The organism is Halorubrum rutilum (assembly GCF_042665015.1).
Taxonomy (GTDB): domain Archaea; phylum Halobacteriota; class Halobacteria; order Halobacteriales; family Haloferacaceae; genus Halorubrum; species Halorubrum rutilum.
The window spans coordinates 1-17,948 of the sequence record NZ_JBHTBL010000003.1 but is presented as its reverse complement, the minus strand read 5'-3'; the positions used below and the strand labels follow the sequence as shown (position 1 = coordinate 17,948).

Here is a 17,948-nt window from a genome sequence, read left to right as displayed (position 1 = left end):
AAGGGGATGCCGCTCAGACGATGAAGACGACGACGAGTGCGAGGATGACGATCGTCTCGGGAAGCACCGTCAGGATGAGCCCGTTGACGAACAGATCGTCGTCTTCGGCCATCGCGCCGACGGCGGCCGAACCGATACCGCGCTCCGCGTATCCCGCGCCGAGGGCCGCGAGCCCGACCGCGAGGGCGGCTGCGGCGCTAGGGTTGGTCAGCGTTCCACCGGCGGTGGACAGTACGGCGTTCCCGAGTGCGTTGGTAGCTTCAAGCATTGGTAGTAGTTGCGGTTGCTCGTCTCCGAACGGTAGGTAGTTGCCGCCACAGTAGTCATAAAGCTTCCCAAAACGACCGAATAGAGCGGCCGCAGTCGGGGACGGAAACGCGGCTAAAGCGGGCGCGGACCCGCGGACGGCGGCCGGTGTGAGCCGGGCCGAGGGCGCCGAGCGCGGGTCCGAAGCGAGCGGGACGGCCGGCGGGACGTCGCCGCCGGACCGCCTACTCCTCGGTGGTGTACTCCCGGTCGTAGCCGAACGGGAGGTAGCTGTCGCCGCCGCCCTCGTAGAAGTTCCCGAAGAACTCCACGTATTCGAGGCGCACCGCCTGGATGCCGGCGGACGTGACGCCGAGCAGGAGGACGACGACGTGGCCGACGACGGCCACGACGACGCCGGCGACGAGCGCGACGACGCCGACGAGCCCGATCGAGGCGGGGTCGAAGGCGGTCGTCATCCCCGCGAAGACGAGCTCGTAGTCGGCCGTGTTCCGCACCTCGGCGAGGTAGTCGGCGCTGAAGATGAAGTGGAAGCTCCCGTCGCCGCCGCCGTCGATGTACGCGCCGAACGCGAGCAGGTTCACCGCGAGCGCCATCCCGCCCTTCGCGAGCAGCACCGCCATGATCCGGGCGTACGAGATGACGTTGACGATGGGCGAGAGCACCTCCGCGAGCTCCGGGGGCTCACCGATCGCGAGCAGGACGACCCCCGCGAGGACGGCCGCGATGGCGGCGTAGCCGACCGCGACCGGGAAGCCGCCGAACGACACCGCCCCGAAGGTGAGGATCGAGAACGACTCGAAGAGGAAGTCGGGCTTCGGGCCGGGGACGTGCTGGCTGAAGATCCAGACCCACGCGCCGTTGAGGATCAGCAGCCACGAGCCGCCCTCGTACAGCGCGTGCTTGAGGTCGTGCTGCTGGTAGTTGCTCACGAACGAGAGGGCGTGTCCCACGTTCAGGTGGACGAGCCCGAATAGCACGCTCACGACGAGGAACGACAGCGCCCAGTCGATGTCCGCCGGCGAGAGGCCCTTCCCGTCTACAGGCCAGTGAAGGCCGAACAGCTGGTAGGCGTGGTAGCCGAACACGTCGATCCCGAAGTAGATCCCGAACAGGATCGTGAAGCCGCCGGCCCACATCGCGACGGCGCCGAGCTCGCGGAACGCCCCCTCGTACCTGTTGTAGAGGAAGGCGCCGATCCCGGCGTAGAGGACGCCGTAGCCGACGTCGCCGATCATAAACCCGAACATCAGCGGGAACGTGAGGAAGACGAGGAGCGTCGGGTCGAACTCGGTGTACTGCGGCCGCCCGAACCCCTGGACGAGCAGCTCGAAGGGGCCCGCCGCGTCCCCGTTGTCCTGGACGACCGGCGGGTCGTCGTCGCCGTGGGTCGCGTGGCCGCCGTCGGTGGCGGCCGCCTTCTCGACGGTCGCGTCCGCGGCGTCGGTCTCGTCGTCGGTCGCGACCGCGGCGTCGCCCTCGTCCCCGGAGTCGCCGCCGACCGCCTCGGTGTGGTGGTCGCCGTCGGGCGTGAACGAGGCGCGTTCGAGCTCCTCGACCTCGGCGTGGTCGCCGACGGCGTCGGCGATGGTCGCCTCGAAGTCGGGGTAGACCGACGTGGGGATCCACCCCTCGGCGACGAACGCGTTCTCGGTGGTCGCGAACGAGAGCGGCGCCTCCTTCTTCTCGGCCTCGATGGTGAGCTGCTCCTCGGCGCGGAGCAGGAAGCCGGCCGCCTCCTCTCTCACCGCCGCGAGCTCAGCCTCGACCTCGTCGAGGTCGGCGCGGAGCCCCTCGCGCTCGCGCTCCAGCTCCGCGACGTACTCGCTCGGGGTGGCGTCGGCCTCGGGCACCTCCAGCAGCGCGATGTCGACGCCGATGAGCGACTCCTGTAGGACGCCGGCCTCGGCGCCGTCGGCGGGCCTCGCGAAGGCCGCCACGACGCCCCTCCCGGCGAACACCTCGGCGGCCTCGATCCCCTCGGCGTCGGCGAGCGCCGCCTCGACGGCCTCGGGCTTGGCCTCGCCGACGACGACCTCCAGCGAGTCGTAGCCGCGCAGGAGGTCGAGGTCGATACCGAGGTCGGCGAACGGCTCCATGCGGTCGATCTCCTCCTCCCGGTCGCGGATCTCGGCCCGGAGCTCGTCCTGTCGGTCGTTGAGCGCGTTGACGCGCTCGCGGACGTCGGCGAGCTCGCGTTCGAGCGCCTCGTCGTCGACGGCGCGGGCCGCGTCGACCTCGTCGCCCTCGACGTCGAGGACGCTCTCCAGCGAGCGGACGGTGACGAGCCGCTCGTTCACCGCCTCGGCGCCGTCGAGCGACTCGCCGGGCGCGAACCCCTCGTAGCGCTCGTCGTAGTCGGTGACGTGCAGGGAGTGGTGGGCGTACGCCGCCTCGATGACGTCGTCGATGACGCGCTTCGAGCCCGTCACCGACACCTTGCTCATCCGCTCAGGCCTGAGCATCCACCGCCTCCTCGGCCTGTTGTCTCACCGCTTCCTCGAACCGTTCGACCCCGTAGTCGACGGCCGCGTCCACGCGCTCGCGGGCCTCGCGTTCGAGCTCGTCGCGGTCGGACCGGCCCGCTTCGAGGATCTCCTGGCGGCGTTCCTCGATCTCCTCGCGGGCCGCTTCGAGCCGTTCCTCGGCCTCGGACTCCGCCTCCTCCTCGGCCTCCTCGCGGATCGCCTCCGCGCGCTCTCGAGCCTCGGCGAGGCGCTCGTCGGCGTCCGATTCCGCCTCCGCGATGATCTCGTCCGCCTCCCGTTCAGCCTCTTTGATCCGGTCGAGCACCTCTGGTCTGGCCATGCTACTAATCGCCTGAAACTCTACAAGCGACGTATAAGGTGTTTGCGAAAGTTGGCGGGCGTCGCCGGTGATCTCGCCGGGAATCCGAGGGGGATCCCCGGCACCGAGCGCTCTCCGGTCAGGCGCCCGCCGCCCACATTTAAGTACCAGTCGCCGGACCGTCACCGTATGGCAACGGTGTATGCGGTCGCGTCGGCGAAGGGTGGGGTCGGGAAGACCACCACGACCGCGGCGACGGCGACGGTCCTGGCGGGCGCCGGCGCCGACGTCGTCGCGATCGACGCCGACATCGGCATGGCGAACCTCGCGGGCGCGCTGGGCGTGACGCCCGGCGAGACGACGCTCCACAACGTGCTCGCGGGGCAGGCCGAGCCGCTGGACGCGGTCCACGAGGGCCCCGAGGGGCTCCGCGTCGTCCCCGGCGCGACCGACCTCGACGCCTACGCGTCGGCGGACCCCGCCGGGCTCGCCGACGTCGTCGCGGCCTTCGACGACGCCGACTACGTGTTCGTCGACGCCGGCGCGGGGCTCTCGCACGACTCCAGCCTCCCGCTCGCGGTCGCCGACGAGACCCTCCTCGTCTCGACCGCCGAGCGGAGCGCCCTCGGCGACACCGAGAAGACCCGGCAGCTCGCCGAGCGGCTCGGGGGCGCGGTCGCCGGCGCCGCGATCACCCGCGTCGACCCGGACGCCGACCCCGACGGGACGGGCGCCGGGGGACCCGACGACGTCGCCGACGTGCTCGACGCGACGGTCCTCGGCCGGATCCCCGAGGACGACGCGGTGGTGCGGGCGGCGGCCGCGAACCGCCCGCTCCCGACGTTCGCGCCGGACGCGCCCGCGACCCGGGCCTACCGGGATCTCGCCCGGGCGCTGACCGGCGCGGCGGTCGAGGGCGACGGCGTCGGTGACTCCGGCGGCGACGCGGACGATGCCGAGTCGGACGACGGTGAGGGAGACGACGATGCGAGCGACGGCGACGCGAACGACGAGGAGCGGGCGCGGCGGGACCGGGACGCCGGGGGCGACGAGGACATCATCGTCGCCGACGCCGAGTCCGGCGGGCTGAGCGACCCGGGCGACGAGGAGGAGATCATCGTCGCCGACGAGGACCCCGTCTCCGAGGGGGACGCGGCGACGCCCGGCGAGACGGAGACCGTCGGCGAGGGGCGCGTCGACGGCGACGACCTCGAAGCGATGATCGAGGCGGACGAGGCGGACGAGGCGGGGGCGTTCGACGGCGCGGAGTCCGAGGGCGACGGGGCCGACGGCGGGGAATCGACCGACTCGGACGCCGCCGGCGACGAGTCCTCCCCGGGGGAGACGGGGGAGGCCGCGCCGGCGGACGACGACGAACTCGCGGGGAGCGTCCCGTTCCGCGACGACGACACCGGGACGATGAACACCGTCCTCGCGGAGGGCGACGGAGACGGAAACGGGGGCGCTGCGAGCGGTGAGGGGACAGCGGGAAGCGACGAGGAGACGGCGAGCGGCGACGGGGCGGCGAGTGGCGACGAGTCGGCGAGCGGGGGAGAGGCAGCGAGCGGCGACGAGTCCGAGGGCGAGGAGGCGGAGAGCGGCGGCTTCTTCAGTCGGCTGTTCGGTCGATAACGTCCGTCCGACGGTTGTTTTCGGCCGCCGACGGCGGAGCGTCGTCCCGGGTCTTCAGGCCTCGGACGGCGCCGCGGCGCGGTCGCGGATGAGCTCGCGGATCTCCTCGGGGTCGGTGATGCCCGCGAGCTCCTCGCAGGAGACGAGGGCGGTGCCGTCGACCGACTCGCGCTTCTCCTCCTCCTCGGTGAAGTAGACGGACCGCGTGCGGGCGACCTCGCCGATCGAGGACATAATCCGCGCGCGCTTCTCCGCCGCGGGAGTGAACGCCGAGTGGCCGGTGAGCACCCGCGTCTCGGCGCGCTGGTCGTCCTCGGAGACGGCCTTGAACGGCGCGCGGGCGGTCGGGTGGACCGTGAAGCCGGCGTTGGTGAGCACGCCGAGGACGTGCTCGTCGTCGGGGTCGGTGTCCGGCGCCGAGGGGGTCGGTTCCGCGTCGCGCACCTCGTCCGCGCCCTCCAGCACGTCGACCGGGCTGGAGAACGGCTCGTCGAACAGCTCCTCCAGCTGGATCGCGACCTCGATGGAGGCGTTCATCCCGTCCTCGTACTTCGAGACGGTGCGCCGGGAGACGCCGAGCTCGGTCGCGAGCCGGCCGAGCGACCAGCCGCGCTCCTCGCGCTCGTCGGCGAGGAGGTCGCCGTCGAGGCTCACGTAGAGCCCGCCGGGCGCCGCGTAGATGAGCGGCGGCATCCCCTCGACGAACAGGTCGTACCCCGTGTCGGGGTTGATCACCGGGACGCCGTGCCGGAAGTAGACGACGCCGGGCTTCAGCTCCTCGTCGCGGGTTCGGACCCCGATCACCATCGGCGTCGCCTGCAGGTATTCGCCGAGCCGGCGCATCTCCGCGCCGGTCTCCGCGTCGAGCGCGTCGACGTTGCCGAGGATCTTCAGGAGGAGCAGGTCCTCGTCGCGCCGGGCCGCCACGTCGAAGCTCTTGGGCCGGACCGCACACCGGTCGCTGACGAGGAAGCCCGCGTCCTCCAGCATCGCGGTGACGTTTTCGATCAGCGCAGTCCGGGACATACCCGAAGTAAGCGGCTCGCCGTATATATGCGTTGTGTCACTTTGCGCGCGCTCGAAGCCGTCGCCCGCTTGCGGTTTTCCGGAGATACCCGGCGATGCGATTAAATACCGACGGTCGACTCGGCGCCGGTCGGCCGGCGCGGGCGAGGCGAAAGGGGCGGGGACGAGGGGCGACCGGGCGAAAGGGCGTGCCGGGCGAAACCGGTTTGTCGGGGAGCGGACAAGGGCGCGTATGCCCATCGTCGCCGTCGACGATACCGACTCCCGCGAGCGGGGGATGTGCACGACGTACGTCGGCGCGCGGCTCGCGGAGCGGCTCGAAGCCGCCGGAGGGCGAGTCCGCCGCCGGTTCCTCGTCCGGCTGAACCCCGCCGTGAGACACAAGACGCGGGGGAACGCCGCCGTCGCGGTCCACGTCTCCGGCGTCGACGGCGGGGCGGCGTTCGACCTCGCCGCGGAGGCGGTCCGGGAGTTCGCCGCCGCCGACGACCCGCGGACCTCGCCCGGCCTCGTGGTCGCCGACGTCGACGTCGCCGGGGACCCGTTCGCGCCGGGCGCTCTCACGGGCACCCCGGAGGAGGGCGGCGACGCACCGCCGACCTCGGCGGCGAGAATTCCCGACGCGGTCGCCGACTTCGCCCGGCGCGCGCTCCGGCGTCGACTCGCGCTCGACGAGGCCCTCGACCTCGCCGAGGCGCACGGCTACCGCCACGCCGCGTTCGGGACCGGGGGAGAGACGGAGGCGTCGGCCGTCGCCGGTCGGGGTCGGATCGGCGCGCTCGCGGCGGTCGGCGCCCCGGCCGCGTTCGACGACTGGACGGCGGAGCGGATCTCGTACCGCGAGCTGGACCGCTGCGGGACGCCCCGCGAGGTCGACGTCGAGAGCGTCTTCGCCGCGGCCGACGCGGGGTATCCGACCGTCTGGGACACCGTCGACCGCGGGACCGGCGAGGCGGTCTGCGTCCCGAACGCTCCCGGCCCGATCCTCCACGGGATCCGCGGCGACGACCCAGCGGCGTGTCGGGAGGTCGCCGAAGCAATCGAGAGCGAGCCGGTCGAGCGCGCCGCGACCTTCCTCACGAACCAGGGCACCGACGCCCACCTCGCGCCCGGGCGGATCGGCGACCTCCGCGACGGCGCGGGGTACCGGGTCGCCGGCGCGGTCGCGAGCGACCCGGAGACGAGGCGGGGGGGGCACGTCCACGTCGACGTCGCGCCGCCCGGGGCGGCGACCGACACGGGGACGGCCGGGGACGACGCGGGGGCGGCCGGGGGCGACGCGGGGACGACCGGAGGCGACGCGGTTCGCCTCCGGTGCGTCGCGTTCGCGCCGACCGGCCGCTTCCGCGACCGCGTGCGCGCCCTCCGACCCGGCGACCGGGTGACGCTGTGCGGCGAGCACGAGCGGCGCGACCCGGACGGGGGAAGCGCGGAGGAGCCGACCGCGACGCTCAAGCTGGAGAAGTTCGCCGTGCGGGACCTCGTGCGGACCGAGCCGGCCGTGCCGACCTGTCCGGACTGCGGGCGATCGATGTCGTCGGCGGGGCGGGGGCAGGGGTACCGCTGCCGCGACTGCGGGGCCGCCGCGCCCGGGAAGGTCGCCCGCGAGCTCGACCGCGAGCTGGCGCCCGGCTGGTACGAGGTCCCCCCGAGCGCCCGCCGTCACGTCGCGAAGCCGCTCGTCAGGGGCGGGTTCGACGCGCCGGTCCACCCCGAGCGGTGACCGGGCTCAGTCGTCGAGCGCCCGCTCCTCGCGCCACTCGGCGGCGCGGTCGAGCGCGGCCTCGCGGTCGGCGAAGCGCTCGCGCTCGTAGGCCGACGCGTCGGCGGCCTGCTCCATCACGTCGAGCCGGACGACGAACCCGCCGTCGGCGCGCTCGCGGACCCGGACCGTCGCGTAGCCGTCGGCGCGCTCCCACTCGGTGATCGCCTCGTCGTCGCGTCCCAGAGCCCAGCTCATACCACAGAGGACGGACCCGGCGGCTAAAGCGACCCGGTTCGGGCGGGCCGTGGGGCGGGTCGGCGCCGGCGGATCAGGCCCCGTCCGATCGGTCTCCGTCCGGGCCCGTCGCGTGCGAGCAGACCGGACAGACCGCGTAGCCGAGGGCGTCGTACGGGACGGACGCAGACGGGGCGGTCACGGCGCACTCGGGGCAGTCGAACGTCGACGCGTTCTCGGTGCTCATGGCTTCCCGTAGCGCGGCCAGGTATATCGTTACGCGCAGCTTACCGCGCCGTCAAGGAGTCCCTACTTATAAGCGGCCGCCGCGCCGATGGCGTCCATGACCGACGACGTTCACGCCGACCGACGGGGCCGGGCGGCGGCGCGGCTCCGGGAGGTCGAGGCCGACGGGCTCGTCTGCTTCCCGAGCCGGAACCTCCGGTACCTCACCGGGTTCGACGCGGAGCCGAGCGAGCGGCACCTCCTGCTCGCGGTGCCGGCGGCGGGAGACGATGGAGACGGCGCGCCCGCCCTCCTCGTTCCGGAGTTGTACGAGACGCGAGTGCGCGAGGAGACGACGGTCGCCGACGTGCGGACGTGGGCCGACGGCGACGACCCGGTCGCGGCCGCCCGCGACCTCCTCGCCGACCGCGGCCTGCGCGGGGGACGGCTCCTCGTCGACGACACGATGTGGGCGACGTTCGCGCAGGACCTCCGCGCGGCGGCGCCGGACGCGACCTGGGGGCTCGCCAGCGAGGCCCTCGCCGACCTCCGGGCGCGCAAGGACGACGCCGAGCTGGCCGCGCTGCGCGAGGCGGCCGCCGCCGCGGACGCGACCGTGCGCGACCTCCGCGACCTGGGCGCCGACGCGGTCGGGATGACCGAGCGCGAGCTCGCCGAGCGGATCGCCGACCGGCTGGCCGCGCACGGCGGGACGGGCGTCGCCTTCGAGACGATCGTGGGGTCCGGTCCGAACGGCGCGAAGCCGCACCACGGCCACGGCGACCGCGAGATCCGGGCGGGCGAGCCCGTCGTGCTCGACTTCGGCACGCGCGTCGACGGCTACCCCTCCGACCAGACGCGCACGCTCGTCTTCGACGGCGACCCCCCGGCGGAGTACGAGCGCGTCCACGAGGCGGTCCGGGAGGCGCAGGCCGCCGCGGTCGACGCGGTCGAGCCGGGGGTCGCGGCCGGGGCGGTCGACCGGGCCGCGCGGGAGGTGATCGAGGCCGCGGGGTACGGCGACGCGTTCGTCCACCGGACCGGCCACGGGGTGGGGCTCGACGTCCACGAGGAGCCGTACCTCGTCGCGGGCAACGACCGCGAGCTGGAGCCGGGGACGGTCGTCTCGGTCGAGCCGGGGGTCTACCTCGACGGGCGGTTCGGCTGTCGGATCGAGGACCTCGTCGCCGTCACGGCCGACGGTCGGGAGCGGCTGAACGACACCGACCGCGGGTGGCGGTGACCGTCGGCGCCGCACGGCGCGAGTCGAGGCGCTCCGCGCGCGAAGAGCGAACCGGAGGCGCGAAAACGACGGGAGAGGGGGAGCGCGAGGGCTCCGACACCGGGAGACCGGAGCCCGAGGGGAAACACGGGAATCGTGTGCCTACGCCGCAGTCGGACATCCGTGTCGGATCGGATAATTCTAACACCGAATTATTTCGGGTGCGAGAGGCGCCGCCGGACGAGGGGGCGGCCGGTCCGCATCGAAACCATTAGTGTCGCCGGAGCGGAACCGCGGGGCATGAGCGACACCGACGAGGGCGAGGAGAGCGAACCGGTCGTCGAGCTCGGCGAGGGGCCGGACGTGGCGGGCGAGCCGATCGCCCGCGTCGCGTCCCGGCTCACGTGGCCCGCGAAGCGCAGCGACGTGGTGGCCCAGGAGGGTGACGCTACGGTTCGAAGCCCGGAGGGGCCGCGCGACCTCGACGAGGTCCTCGCGGCGTCCGAGGTGCCGCTGTTCGAGAGTCGCAGCGAGTTCGTCGCCGAGGTGGAGGAGCTCGTCGGTCGCGGCCCGGTCGCGACCGAGTAGCCGCCGCTCCGTCCCGCCTCGCTCCGTCCCGCACTGCTCCGCCCCGCACTGCTCCGCCCCGCTCCGTTCCGCGCCGCTCCCGCGCCGCCGCGGCCTTTTTGTTCCGGCGAAGCGCAGTCGCGGTATGGCGATCCCCTTCGATCCGCACGAGCTGGACCCCGAGGAGTACGGCGAGACGCGGGCGACGCTGTCGACCGACCACGAGTCCGCGATCGAGCGCGTCCGCGAGGTCTGTCTCGACGCCGGCTTCGGGATCCCGGTCGAGTTCTCCCCGTCCGAGATGCTGAACGAGAAGGTCGACGCCGACCGCGACCCGTACTACGTCCTCGGCGCCTGCAACCCGAGGATGGCGGACCGCGCGCTCGACGCGACCGACAAGCGCATCGGGGGGCTGTTCCCCTGCAACATGATCGTCTGGGAGGTGTCGCCCGGCGAACAGGTCGTCTACCACGTCTCGATCATGAAGATCGCGCGTCTCCTCGGGATGCCCGTCGACGACGAGGAGATGGACGCGATCGTCGCGGAGACCGGCGAGATGGTCGACGCCGTGTTCGAGGAACTGGCGGAAGGAGAGAAGTAGACGGCTTCTCCGCGATTACCGATAGTTGCTGAGAGCGTCGGGAGCGACGTATAGCGCGAACAGCCGGTGCGGTGGCGCGCGCCTCCGAGTGGCCGCCACCGGCGGCCACGAGGAGCGCCGCGCGAGGGAGTCGGTCGGCCGGAGCGAAGCGACGGCCGACCGACAAGGCTGGGGAGGCGTGAGGCTGCGGTGGCGTGCTGGGCGGGTGGGGACTCAAAGGGGCAGCCGGGAGGACGGCACAGGCGACGCAAGCACCGCAGGGAGGGAGCGAACGAAGTGAGCGACCGAGTGAGGAGCGCAGCGAGCGTGCGCCGTCCTCCCGGCTGGGGCTTTGGACGTGTTCGCCACAGAGCCGATGTCAACACCGTATAGCCGAGCGGCTGGGGCTTTGGAATGATTCACCGCAGAGAAACCGGTCACGGATAACCGACCGGTCGGAACTTCGGAGACGTTCTCCGCCGATCCGCCGTCGGTCGCTTACAGACGCTCGCCACCCCTATCGCCCACGTCGCGATCCAACCACGAGACCGCGACCGACTCGAACGGCCCGGAGTACTGCATCAGCGTCGTCCCGAGCACCGCCATCACGAGCACGTAGCCGACCGCGAACGCGTTGATCGTCGCGGCCAGCGCCGGGTCGAACGTCCCGGCGTTCGCCCCGCTCACGGCGACCGTCGCGATGATCAGCGAGAACTCCCCGCGGGTCGTCATCCCGAGCGCGACGCGGGTCGACCGCTTGGCGTTCAGGTCGAACGCGCGCCCGGCGAGGAAGCCGGTGACGAGCTTCGTCGGGGTCGTCACGAGGACCGCGAGCGCGACCAGCGCCGCCACGCCGCCGAACAGCAGCGGGTCGGTGACGAGCCCGATCCAGAAGAAGAACACCGCCGCGAACGTGTCGCGGACGGGTTCGAGCAGCGTCTCGATCTCGTGGGCGTAGTCGGTCGAGGCGAACGCCATCCCGACGAAGAAGGCGGCGACCGCCTCGCTGACGCCGAGCGCGAGCGCCGCGCCGGCGACGAGCACCACGGTCGCGATCGACCGGAGCGCGACGAACTCCTTGTTGTCCGTCGCCACCAGCCGGTCGAACGCCGGCGCCCCGAACCGGACGACCCCGAGCAGCGCAAGGATGAACCCGATCGCGATCCCCACGTCGACGGCGGCCGCGCCGACGTCGCCGCCGCCGAGCACCAAGGCGGACGCGACGGCGAGGTAGACGGCGATGAACAGGTCCTCGTAGACGAGGGTGCCGAGCAGCGGCTCGGCCTCGTCGTTGGCGATCCAGCCGAGGTCGATGAGCGACTTCGTGATCACCGCCGACGAGGAGATGTAGACGATCCCGGCGACGAGGAACGCCGGGAGGGGCGCGCCGAAGACGAGCCACCCGAGGACGAGCCCGGCGCCGAAGTTCGCGAGGTCGATCGTCCCCGCCGCCCCGATCGGCCGCCGCCGCGCGAGCAGGCGGTCGAGGTTGAACTCGAGGCCGAGGAAGAAGAGGAGGAAGACGATCCCGAGCTCCGCGCCGAGCGCGATGAACTCCGTCTCGGGGACGTGGACGGTCCCGACCGCCGGGAGCGCGACCCGTCCGAGGACGAACTCGCCGAGGAGCATCCCGGCGACGATGTAGAAGGGGATCACGGACTGGCCGAGGCGGTTCGCGAGCGCGCCGGCGACCGCGACCGCGGCGAACATGACGCCGACGTCGAGCAGCGCCACTACCGGTCACCCTCGAAACGGCCGACCGGTGGGATCGGTCCGGGGAAGGCGCGGCCGCTCATTCGGTGAGGAGCGCCTCGAACGCCGCGCAGTTCTCCGGCGTCCCGACGCCGATGACCGTGTCGCCCTCGCGGAGCGCGGTGTCGGCGGTCGGGCTGTCGATGACCTCGCCGTCGCGCTGGATCGCGACGACCGCGAGCCCGGTGCGGTTGCCGACGTCCGCGCTCGCCAGCGTCTCGCCGATCAGCGGCGAGCCCGGCTGGAGCTCGTACCACTCCAGGAGGATTCCGCCGGGGAGCGTCGTCTCCTGCGTGTCGGGCTCGACCGGCTGGAAGTAGGCGCCCTCGATGATCGAGCCGATCTTGCGGGCGAGGTCGTCCGAGAACTCGAAGGCCTTCTCCGAGTCGGCGTCCGGGTCGGGGCGGCGGAACACCTCGCGTTTCCCCGTGTTGTGGATGACGACGACCATCTCGCCGTCGTCGAGCTCGATCTCGAACTTCTTCCCGACGCCCGGGAGGTCGGATTCGCGGATCGTCATACCGGGGAGAGCGACGCCCGACGTATAGCTGTACGCGTCCCGCGACGCCCGGGCAGCGCGAGCGCGCCGCGCGGTCCCTCGCACCAAACGCTAAGTGGGGAGGGTCCGAGGGAGCTATCATGTGGCGCTCCCGGAAGAGCCGGGACCGGCGGTCGGTGACCTGTATCGCGTGCGGCGACTCGCTGCTGCGCGAGGACGCGCGCGAGTACGACAAGGAGGGGAACCGCTGGAACCGGCGCGACAAGGAGTTCGAGTACCTCTGTACCGACTGCGACGACGAGCTCTGCCACCAGCCCCGCGACGGGCTGGAGTCGCTGGTCTGTTCGATCGAGGCCGACGGGCTCTCGCGAGAGGAGTTCCTCGCCCGATATACCGACGCGGTCGCGGGCGACGGGGGCGCCGACGAGGGCGGCGCCGGCGCGACCGGGTCTCGCGGCCGCTCCGACCGCTCCGACCGCGATCGGGAGCCGTCGGACCGCGACCGCTAGCGCGCGTATTCGACGACTCTCCGCCCCGTCTCGACAGGGCACCCCGTCCGTCCGGCCTCGACGCGCCGCTAACCCCGACAGGCCTTTCTAACGGACCCGCGTTGGTCCCGGTATGTCAGACGACGAGCCGAAACCGGGGTCCGCCGAGGACCAGGGTCCCGTGACGATAACGCCGGAGCTCGCGGACCGCCTCGCCGAGAAGCGGACGGAGCTGTTCGAGGAGTTCGAGATCCCCGACGAGTTCCCGAGCGAGGTCCTCCGCGAGGCCGAGACGCGGACGGAGGGCGTCTACGACGAGATCGAGGCCGAGATCAACGAGCGCGAGGACCTCCGGGACCTCACGACGTGGACCACCGACCCGATCGACGCGCAGGACTTCGACGACGCGATCTCGATCGAGCGCGAGGAGGGCGCCTACCGGCTGTGGGTCCACATCGCCGACGTCACCCACTACGTCACGCCCGACACGGCGATGTGGGAGGAGGCGGTGAAGCGGGCGAACACCGTCTACCTGCCCGACTACACGATCCACATGCTCCCGCCGGTGCTCGCGGAGACCGTCTGCTCGCTCGTCCCCGACGAGGACCGGCTCGCGCACACCGTCGAGATGGAGATCGACGACGAGACCCTCTCGTTCGAGGACATCGACATCTACAAGTCCGTCATCAACTCCGACGAGCGGCTCACCTACAAGCAGTGCGAGGAGCGGTTAGAGGACCCCTCGCTCCCGCTCGGCGAGGAGAACCGGCTCGCCTTCGAGCTCGCCGACCGGATGCACGAGCAGCGCAAGGAGGACGGCTCGCTCGTGTTAAACCCGCGCCGCGACCGCGCGCACACCATCATCGAGGAGTCGATGCTGAAGGCGAACAAGGCGGTGACGCACACCCTGATGTGGGACCGCGGCGTCGAGGCGATGTACCGCGTCCACCCGCAGCCGACGCCGGACCAGTGGAACGAGGCGCTGAAGGAGATCCAGGAGCTCGACTCCGTCTCCATCCCCGGCAGCGCGTGGGGCGACGATCCTCGGAAGGCGGTCAACGCCGCCCTCGAAGAGTCGCCCGGCCGCCAGCTCGACAAGATCCAGCGCGCCGTGCTGAAGGTGATGCCCCGCGCGAAGTACATGAACGACCCGTTCGGGGGCCACCACGCGCTCAACTTCGACATCTACGGCCACTTCACCTCGCCCATCCGCCGGCTCTCGGACACGATCAACCACTGGATCGTCCACGAGAACGACGTGCCGGAGAACCTCGTCGAGCTGTGCGACCACGCCAGCGACCGGCAGAAGGACGGCGAGACGGTCGAGCGCCTCTACAAGCAGTTCCTCCAGGAGCAGGGGCTCGACCCCCACGCGGTGAACAACCGCGGCGTCGAGGTCGTCGACGACGAGGAAGAGGCGAAACACACCGTCTGAGCGGCCGAGACCGACCGGGCCGAGTTTCTCCCCCTGTCCCCGGCCGGCGAAGCGTATAGACCGCCGGAGCCCCTACCCGCCGGTATGACCGCTCACGACCGCGACGAGGGCCGCGCCGCCGATCGGATCGCCGACCGAGACCGCACCCGGTCCGAACGGGAGGCGGAGCGGGCCGCCACCCTCGGGGGGTTCACCGGCGCCGTGCTCGGCGCTCGGGGCGGCCCGGTCGGCGCCGGGATCGGCGCCTTCCTGGGCGGATCGACCGGCTACGCCGTGGGCTACGCGCTGAGCGAACTGGAGGGGAACCGCGGCGAACCCCGGGAGACGACGCTCGACGACTACGCGGACGCGGCGGACGTGCCGGAGGGGGAATCACACGGCGAGCACGGGGACGACGGACCGGTCCGCATCGAGGTCGGCGAGGAGGGCGACGTCGACGGAAACGACGCGGTCGACGAGGAGACCGACGGAGACGAGCGCGACGAGGAAATCGACAGGGAGGAAGGCGGCGACCACGAGGACGATCACAGCGACGACCGATCCGAGGGATGATCCGAACGCGCGACGCGCGATCCTAATCCGGTCGGGTCGCGAACCGGGCGACCGCGGCCGCCGAGAGCGCGCCCATAGCCGCGATCCCGGCGAGGACGAGGAACAGCTCGCGGGGGCCGGCGCGGGTGAGGACCGTCCCGGCGAGCGCGGCGCCGAGCGATCCGACGCCGAAGATCCCGAGGTAGGTGTAGCCGAACGAGATCCCGCGCGCCTCGCTCGGCGAGTAGGCCGCGACCGTCGCCTGCGAGAGGGGCTGGACCGTGAACAGCGCGACGCCGAGCGCGAGCGAGACCGCGAGGAACGTCGCGGTGCCGCCGCTGGCGGGAACGAACAGCAGCGCGAGGACCGCCAACACCGACATCAGGACGATCAGGCCGCGCTCCGGGGGCATCCGGTCCGCGATCCGGCCGCCGAGGTACTGGCCGAAGACGCCGACGGTGAGGATCGCGACGTAGAGGTACCGCGCGACGTCGAACTCCTCGGCGTACGGGCTCTCCGGGTCGATGAGCTGGACGTCGATGAGTCCGCCGAGGACGTCGCCGAGGAGGTCCGGCAGGAACGTGAGGAACGTCCGGTAGTAGAGCCCGCTGAAGGTGACGAACGCGAAGACGATCAGGAACCCCCCCGCGAGCAGCACGCGCGTGTCGTCGGCGATCGTCGACAGCGAGACCTCGCCCTTCGCGCCGCCGCTCCCGGCGGCGTCCGGGTTTTCGTCGTCTCCCTCCCCGCCGTCGGTGGCCGCGGGGTCCGGTAACGCCGCGTCAACGTCGACGGTGACCCCGTAGGCGGCGACGGCGACCGCCGGCAGCGTGAGCGCGGCCGCGACGATCCGCCAGTCGAACGCCAACAGGAGCAGCGCGGTCGCAAGCGGGCCGAGCGCGATCCCGAGGTTGCCGCCGATCCCGTGGTAGCCGAGCGCGGTCCCGCGCTGGTCCACCGACTTCGAGAGCAGCGACAGCCCCGCGGGGTGGTAGACGCTCGCGGTGACGCCCCAGACGCCGACGGCGAGCGCGAGGGCGACGAGGTTCGGCGCGACGCTCACGAGGAGGAACGACCCCGCCATCCCGGCGAGGCAGGCGAGGATGACCGGCTTGGAGCCGAACCGGTCGACGACGATGCCGCCCGGGAGCGCGCCCACGCCGAACAGCCCGTAGCCGACCGTCGAGACGAGTCCGAGGGCGGCCGCGGTCGTCGAGAACTCGGCGATCCACACCGTCAGCAGGATCGGGATCGAGAGCTCGTACGTGTGAACGAGCCCGTGCGACCCGGCAGTGAACGCCACGATCCGTCGCTCGGCGGGGTCCATCGCGTGGTCGTTCCCCCCGCCCGGTGATAGCTTCGGGGGTTGGCGACGGGGTTGCCGCGAGGGCGGCTACGCGAAGTTGAGCGACGTGTACACCAGCAGCCCGACGGCGACCACGGTGACGAGCACCAGCCAGCCGATCATGATCGCGCCCATCTGGCGATGCGAGAGGTTCGTTCCCTCGAGTATCTCTGAGACGCCCATGTCCCGACCGATTCGCCGAGAGTATTTAATCGCTTTCAACGGACCGAGACCGGCGGTTCGCGGGGGCTACCGCTCGACGTGCGCGAGGCGGCACATCCGCGGAAGCCCACGCGAAACGAAGCCGCTGCGATCCCCGAATATCGGGGGAACCCGACGCCGGTAGTTTCGGAACGTGAATCGCACGACCCTACGGACGTATCCGCGAATGCGTCCGCGCGTAGCTAATTTTCGGCGTTGATATTTATGCCAGTAACTACATAAGTGGTTCCGACGTACAGTATGGTAACCAGCTAACCGATCGGAACGGAGCGGCCGTTTCGTCGGTGGATCGCTGGGTTCAAACAATGAAACCAAGCAACCTATTCAAATCGGACGACCGCGCGGTGAGTCCCGTGATCGGAGTCATCCTCATGGTCGCGATCACTGTGATTCTGGCCGCCGTCATCGGGACGTTCGTGCTCGGACTGGGCGATCAAGTAAGTGATACCGCACCGCAGGCGAGTTTCACCATCGATGGCAACAATTCGTCGGTCATCAACGTAACAAAGACCGGCGGACAGACAATTGACACGGCAGATCTCACGCTCTCCGTAGATGGTCAGGTCGCAAGTAGTAGCATTGATCAGGGGACTTGGGAGACTGGAGAGCAAAAATCACTAGACTACAGTAGTATTACTTCTCCTAGTGGGGAAGTGGTAGTCCGGATAATCCATGACCCGAGCGGAAACGTAATCTTAGAACAGAATTACGACTTCAGCTAGTCAAGTAGTTTATTTACTTTATTAGTCGGCTTTATTCTCATTCTGTAGTAAAGGCTGATTACATCGGTGTTGAACTAGTATGAGGTTACAGGATCTAATTCATGATAATTTATAAATAATTTTGGACTGATCAGGTTCATGAGCGCGGCGTCAACTGCGATAGTCATTGATACCACCCGCTAGAGTCTCACGTTTTTGAAATAGCGTTCATGCCCTCTGGTAATATTGAGCATATTTTTACAGGTGACTTATTCTATACTGCATGTACCGAGGTGATCTAATCATTCTAAAGTAACTGAACTGGCTCGAATTAAACTAGCACCACCAAATTGACCACAATCGTGTCTAATATCAACCGCAATCTGGGGTTATTCACATACCTCACACACTGGTCAATCCAAGGGAGGTGCGTAGATTGCAGAATCAAAAGCGTCCATGTCAAATATTAGGAGATCGTGTTGAGAGCTACATTTCAGCGGTGTTCACCGAATTCCCTCTGGAGAGTCTGAGATTGTTTTGTTAGCGATTGCCCGAACGACATCTTTCACTCAGATCGTGGATCTTCTTTTTTCAAAAAATCCGGTGCGAAACGTCGTTAATAGCCTTTCCTCTCGCCGTTTGAGCACCTCCGCAAAAACGAGGGGCTGCTATGGACTCGCGGGGGACCGATCGACCCGCGCGGAAGGATCCACTGACGGCACGGCCTTCA

General features: G+C 70.3%; 19 protein-coding genes. 9 read left to right on the top strand and 10 right to left on the bottom strand.

Translation table 11 applies throughout. The annotated features are described in order from the left end of the window. Positions 1 to 13: 13 nt before the first annotated feature. The 3 genes from ACFQMF_RS04035 to ahaH all read right to left on the bottom strand — a co-directional run bounded on the left by ACFQMF_RS04035 (position 14) and on the right by ahaH (position 3,075). Positions 14 to 268: a hypothetical protein gene (locus ACFQMF_RS04035; protein WP_092565591.1), complete on the bottom strand. Its 255-nt coding sequence runs from the start codon at positions 266 to 268 to the stop codon at positions 14 to 16. Between the two features lie 223 nt (positions 269 to 491). Further along, positions 492 to 2,714: a V-type ATP synthase subunit I gene (locus ACFQMF_RS04030; protein ID WP_256410062.1), complete on the bottom strand. Its 2,223-nt coding sequence runs from the start codon at positions 2,712 to 2,714 to the stop codon at positions 492 to 494. A 4-nt stretch (positions 2,715 to 2,718) separates the two neighbouring features. Beyond that, on the bottom strand, positions 2,719 to 3,075 hold the full coding sequence (gene ahaH / locus ACFQMF_RS04025; RefSeq protein ID WP_256410029.1) for an ATP synthase archaeal subunit H: 357 nt from the start codon (positions 3,073 to 3,075) through the stop codon (positions 2,719 to 2,721). 168 nt (positions 3,076 to 3,243) lie between these two features. On the opposite strand from ahaH, the gene ACFQMF_RS04020 reads away from it, so the two are divergent. Then, positions 3,244 to 4,686 carry a nucleotide-binding protein gene (locus ACFQMF_RS04020; protein WP_256410028.1) on the top strand — a complete coding sequence of 481 codons (1,443 nt, stop codon included), beginning with the start codon at positions 3,244 to 3,246 and terminating at the stop codon, positions 4,684 to 4,686. Positions 4,687 to 4,740: 54 nt separating this feature from the next. Here ACFQMF_RS04020 and ACFQMF_RS04015 read toward each other — a convergent pair whose 3' ends face one another. Beyond that, positions 4,741 to 5,712, bottom strand: coding sequence for a transcriptional regulator (locus ACFQMF_RS04015; RefSeq protein WP_256410027.1), 972 nt, complete (start codon positions 5,710 to 5,712; stop codon positions 4,741 to 4,743). 232 nt (positions 5,713 to 5,944) lie between these two features. Here ACFQMF_RS04015 and ACFQMF_RS04010 point away from each other — a divergent pair, with 232 nt between their 5' ends. After that, entirely contained in the window at positions 5,945 to 7,435 is a 1,491-nt protein-coding gene (locus ACFQMF_RS04010; RefSeq protein WP_256410026.1) for a tRNA(Ile)(2)-agmatinylcytidine synthase, read from the top strand. A gap of 6 nt (positions 7,436 to 7,441) precedes the next feature. On the opposite strand, the gene ACFQMF_RS04005 is transcribed toward ACFQMF_RS04010, so the two are convergent. Together ACFQMF_RS04005 and ACFQMF_RS04000 are read right to left on the bottom strand one after the other, a co-directional pair. Next, positions 7,442 to 7,672 (bottom strand): DUF7543 family protein, encoded by a 231-nt coding sequence (locus ACFQMF_RS04005; protein ID WP_256410025.1) that lies wholly within the window; start codon positions 7,670 to 7,672, stop codon positions 7,442 to 7,444. Between the two features lie 73 nt (positions 7,673 to 7,745). Further along, complete coding sequence (locus ACFQMF_RS04000) at positions 7,746 to 7,898, bottom strand: hypothetical protein (protein ID WP_256410024.1); 153 nt, start codon at positions 7,896 to 7,898, stop codon at positions 7,746 to 7,748. 96 nt (positions 7,899 to 7,994) lie between these two features. On the opposite strand from ACFQMF_RS04000, the gene ACFQMF_RS03995 reads away from it, so the two are divergent. The 3 genes from ACFQMF_RS03995 (at position 7,995) to ACFQMF_RS03985 (ending at position 10,266) form a co-directional block, all read left to right on the top strand. Continuing rightward, on the top strand, positions 7,995 to 9,119 hold the full coding sequence (locus ACFQMF_RS03995) for an aminopeptidase P family protein (RefSeq protein WP_256410023.1): 1,125 nt from the start codon (positions 7,995 to 7,997) through the stop codon (positions 9,117 to 9,119). Positions 9,120 to 9,398: 279 nt separating this feature from the next. Next, a complete protein-coding gene (locus ACFQMF_RS03990) occupies positions 9,399 to 9,686 on the top strand; it encodes a DUF5789 family protein (protein ID WP_256410022.1) in 288 nt (95 codons plus the stop codon). 124 nt (positions 9,687 to 9,810) lie between these two features. Then, on the top strand, positions 9,811 to 10,266 hold the full coding sequence (locus tag ACFQMF_RS03985) for a DUF302 domain-containing protein (protein ID WP_256410021.1): 456 nt from the start codon (positions 9,811 to 9,813) through the stop codon (positions 10,264 to 10,266). Between the two features lie 477 nt (positions 10,267 to 10,743). Here ACFQMF_RS03985 and ACFQMF_RS03980 read toward each other — a convergent pair whose 3' ends face one another. Beyond that, positions 10,744 to 11,979, bottom strand: coding sequence for a cation:proton antiporter (locus tag ACFQMF_RS03980; protein WP_256410020.1), 1,236 nt, complete (start codon positions 11,977 to 11,979; stop codon positions 10,744 to 10,746). Between the two features lie 58 nt (positions 11,980 to 12,037). Continuing rightward, on the bottom strand, positions 12,038 to 12,517 hold the full coding sequence (locus ACFQMF_RS03975; protein WP_256410019.1) for a cation:proton antiporter regulatory subunit: 480 nt from the start codon (positions 12,515 to 12,517) through the stop codon (positions 12,038 to 12,040). Positions 12,518 to 12,636: 119 nt separating this feature from the next. Here ACFQMF_RS03975 and ACFQMF_RS03970 point away from each other — a divergent pair, with 119 nt between their 5' ends. From ACFQMF_RS03970 to ACFQMF_RS03960, 3 genes are all read left to right on the top strand, one after another. Beyond that, complete coding sequence (locus tag ACFQMF_RS03970; RefSeq protein WP_256410018.1) at positions 12,637 to 13,005, top strand: DUF7562 family protein; 369 nt, start codon at positions 12,637 to 12,639, stop codon at positions 13,003 to 13,005. 112 nt (positions 13,006 to 13,117) lie between these two features. Further along, on the top strand, positions 13,118 to 14,419 hold the full coding sequence (locus ACFQMF_RS03965; protein WP_256410017.1) for a ribonuclease catalytic domain-containing protein: 1,302 nt from the start codon (positions 13,118 to 13,120) through the stop codon (positions 14,417 to 14,419). An 84-nt stretch (positions 14,420 to 14,503) separates the two neighbouring features. Next, positions 14,504 to 14,971, top strand: a complete 468-nt coding sequence (locus tag ACFQMF_RS03960; protein ID WP_256410016.1) for a hypothetical protein — start codon at positions 14,504 to 14,506, stop codon at positions 14,969 to 14,971. A 22-nt stretch (positions 14,972 to 14,993) separates the two neighbouring features. On the opposite strand, the gene ACFQMF_RS03955 is transcribed toward ACFQMF_RS03960, so the two are convergent. Then, the gene (locus ACFQMF_RS03955; protein ID WP_256410015.1) at positions 14,994 to 16,277 is read right to left on the bottom strand and encodes an MFS transporter; all 1,284 of its coding nucleotides are present in this window, start codon (positions 16,275 to 16,277) and stop codon (positions 14,994 to 14,996) included. A gap of 66 nt (positions 16,278 to 16,343) precedes the next feature. Then, positions 16,344 to 16,478 (bottom strand): hypothetical protein, encoded by a 135-nt coding sequence (locus ACFQMF_RS03950; RefSeq protein ID WP_255310119.1) that lies wholly within the window; start codon positions 16,476 to 16,478, stop codon positions 16,344 to 16,346. 344 nt (positions 16,479 to 16,822) lie between these two features. Between ACFQMF_RS03950 and ACFQMF_RS03945 the strand changes: the two genes are divergently transcribed. Next, entirely contained in the window at positions 16,823 to 17,239 is a 417-nt protein-coding gene (locus ACFQMF_RS03945) for a type IV pilin domain-containing protein (RefSeq protein WP_256410014.1), read from the top strand. Positions 17,240 to 17,948 lie beyond the last annotated feature (709 nt).

Excerpts from the sequence above, each read along its gene's own strand:
- ACFQMF_RS03985 (WP_256410021.1), top strand. The coding sequence starts at position 9,811 with ATGGCGATCCCCTTCGATCCGCACGAGCTGGACCCCGAGGAGTACGGC.
- ACFQMF_RS03945 (WP_256410014.1), top strand. The coding sequence starts at position 16,823 with ATGAAACCAAGCAACCTATTCAAATCGGACGACCGCGCGGTGAGTCCC.
- ahaH (WP_256410029.1), bottom strand. The coding sequence starts at position 3,075 with ATGGCCAGACCAGAGGTGCTCGACCGGATCAAAGAGGCTGAACGGGAG.
- ACFQMF_RS04010 (WP_256410026.1), top strand. The coding sequence starts at position 5,945 with ATGCCCATCGTCGCCGTCGACGATACCGACTCCCGCGAGCGGGGGATG.
- ACFQMF_RS03970 (WP_256410018.1), top strand. The coding sequence starts at position 12,637 with ATGTGGCGCTCCCGGAAGAGCCGGGACCGGCGGTCGGTGACCTGTATC.
- ACFQMF_RS04020 (WP_256410028.1), top strand. The coding sequence starts at position 3,244 with ATGGCAACGGTGTATGCGGTCGCGTCGGCGAAGGGTGGGGTCGGGAAG.
- ACFQMF_RS04015 (WP_256410027.1), bottom strand. The coding sequence starts at position 5,712 with ATGTCCCGGACTGCGCTGATCGAAAACGTCACCGCGATGCTGGAGGAC.
- ACFQMF_RS03975 (WP_256410019.1), bottom strand. The coding sequence starts at position 12,517 with ATGACGATCCGCGAATCCGACCTCCCGGGCGTCGGGAAGAAGTTCGAG.
- ACFQMF_RS03955 (WP_256410015.1), bottom strand. The coding sequence starts at position 16,277 with ATGGACCCCGCCGAGCGACGGATCGTGGCGTTCACTGCCGGGTCGCAC.
- ACFQMF_RS04030 (WP_256410062.1), bottom strand. The coding sequence starts at position 2,714 with ATGAGCAAGGTGTCGGTGACGGGCTCGAAGCGCGTCATCGACGACGTC.
- ACFQMF_RS04005 (WP_256410025.1), bottom strand. The coding sequence starts at position 7,672 with ATGAGCTGGGCTCTGGGACGCGACGACGAGGCGATCACCGAGTGGGAG.
- ACFQMF_RS03995 (WP_256410023.1), top strand. The coding sequence starts at position 7,995 with ATGACCGACGACGTTCACGCCGACCGACGGGGCCGGGCGGCGGCGCGG.
- ACFQMF_RS03990 (WP_256410022.1), top strand. The coding sequence starts at position 9,399 with ATGAGCGACACCGACGAGGGCGAGGAGAGCGAACCGGTCGTCGAGCTC.
- ACFQMF_RS04035 (WP_092565591.1), bottom strand. The coding sequence starts at position 268 with ATGCTTGAAGCTACCAACGCACTCGGGAACGCCGTACTGTCCACCGCC.
- ACFQMF_RS04000 (WP_256410024.1), bottom strand. The coding sequence starts at position 7,898 with ATGAGCACCGAGAACGCGTCGACGTTCGACTGCCCCGAGTGCGCCGTG.
- ACFQMF_RS03960 (WP_256410016.1), top strand. The coding sequence starts at position 14,504 with ATGACCGCTCACGACCGCGACGAGGGCCGCGCCGCCGATCGGATCGCC.
- ACFQMF_RS03950 (WP_255310119.1), bottom strand. The coding sequence starts at position 16,478 with ATGGGCGTCTCAGAGATACTCGAGGGAACGAACCTCTCGCATCGCCAG.
- ACFQMF_RS03965 (WP_256410017.1), top strand. The coding sequence starts at position 13,118 with ATGTCAGACGACGAGCCGAAACCGGGGTCCGCCGAGGACCAGGGTCCC.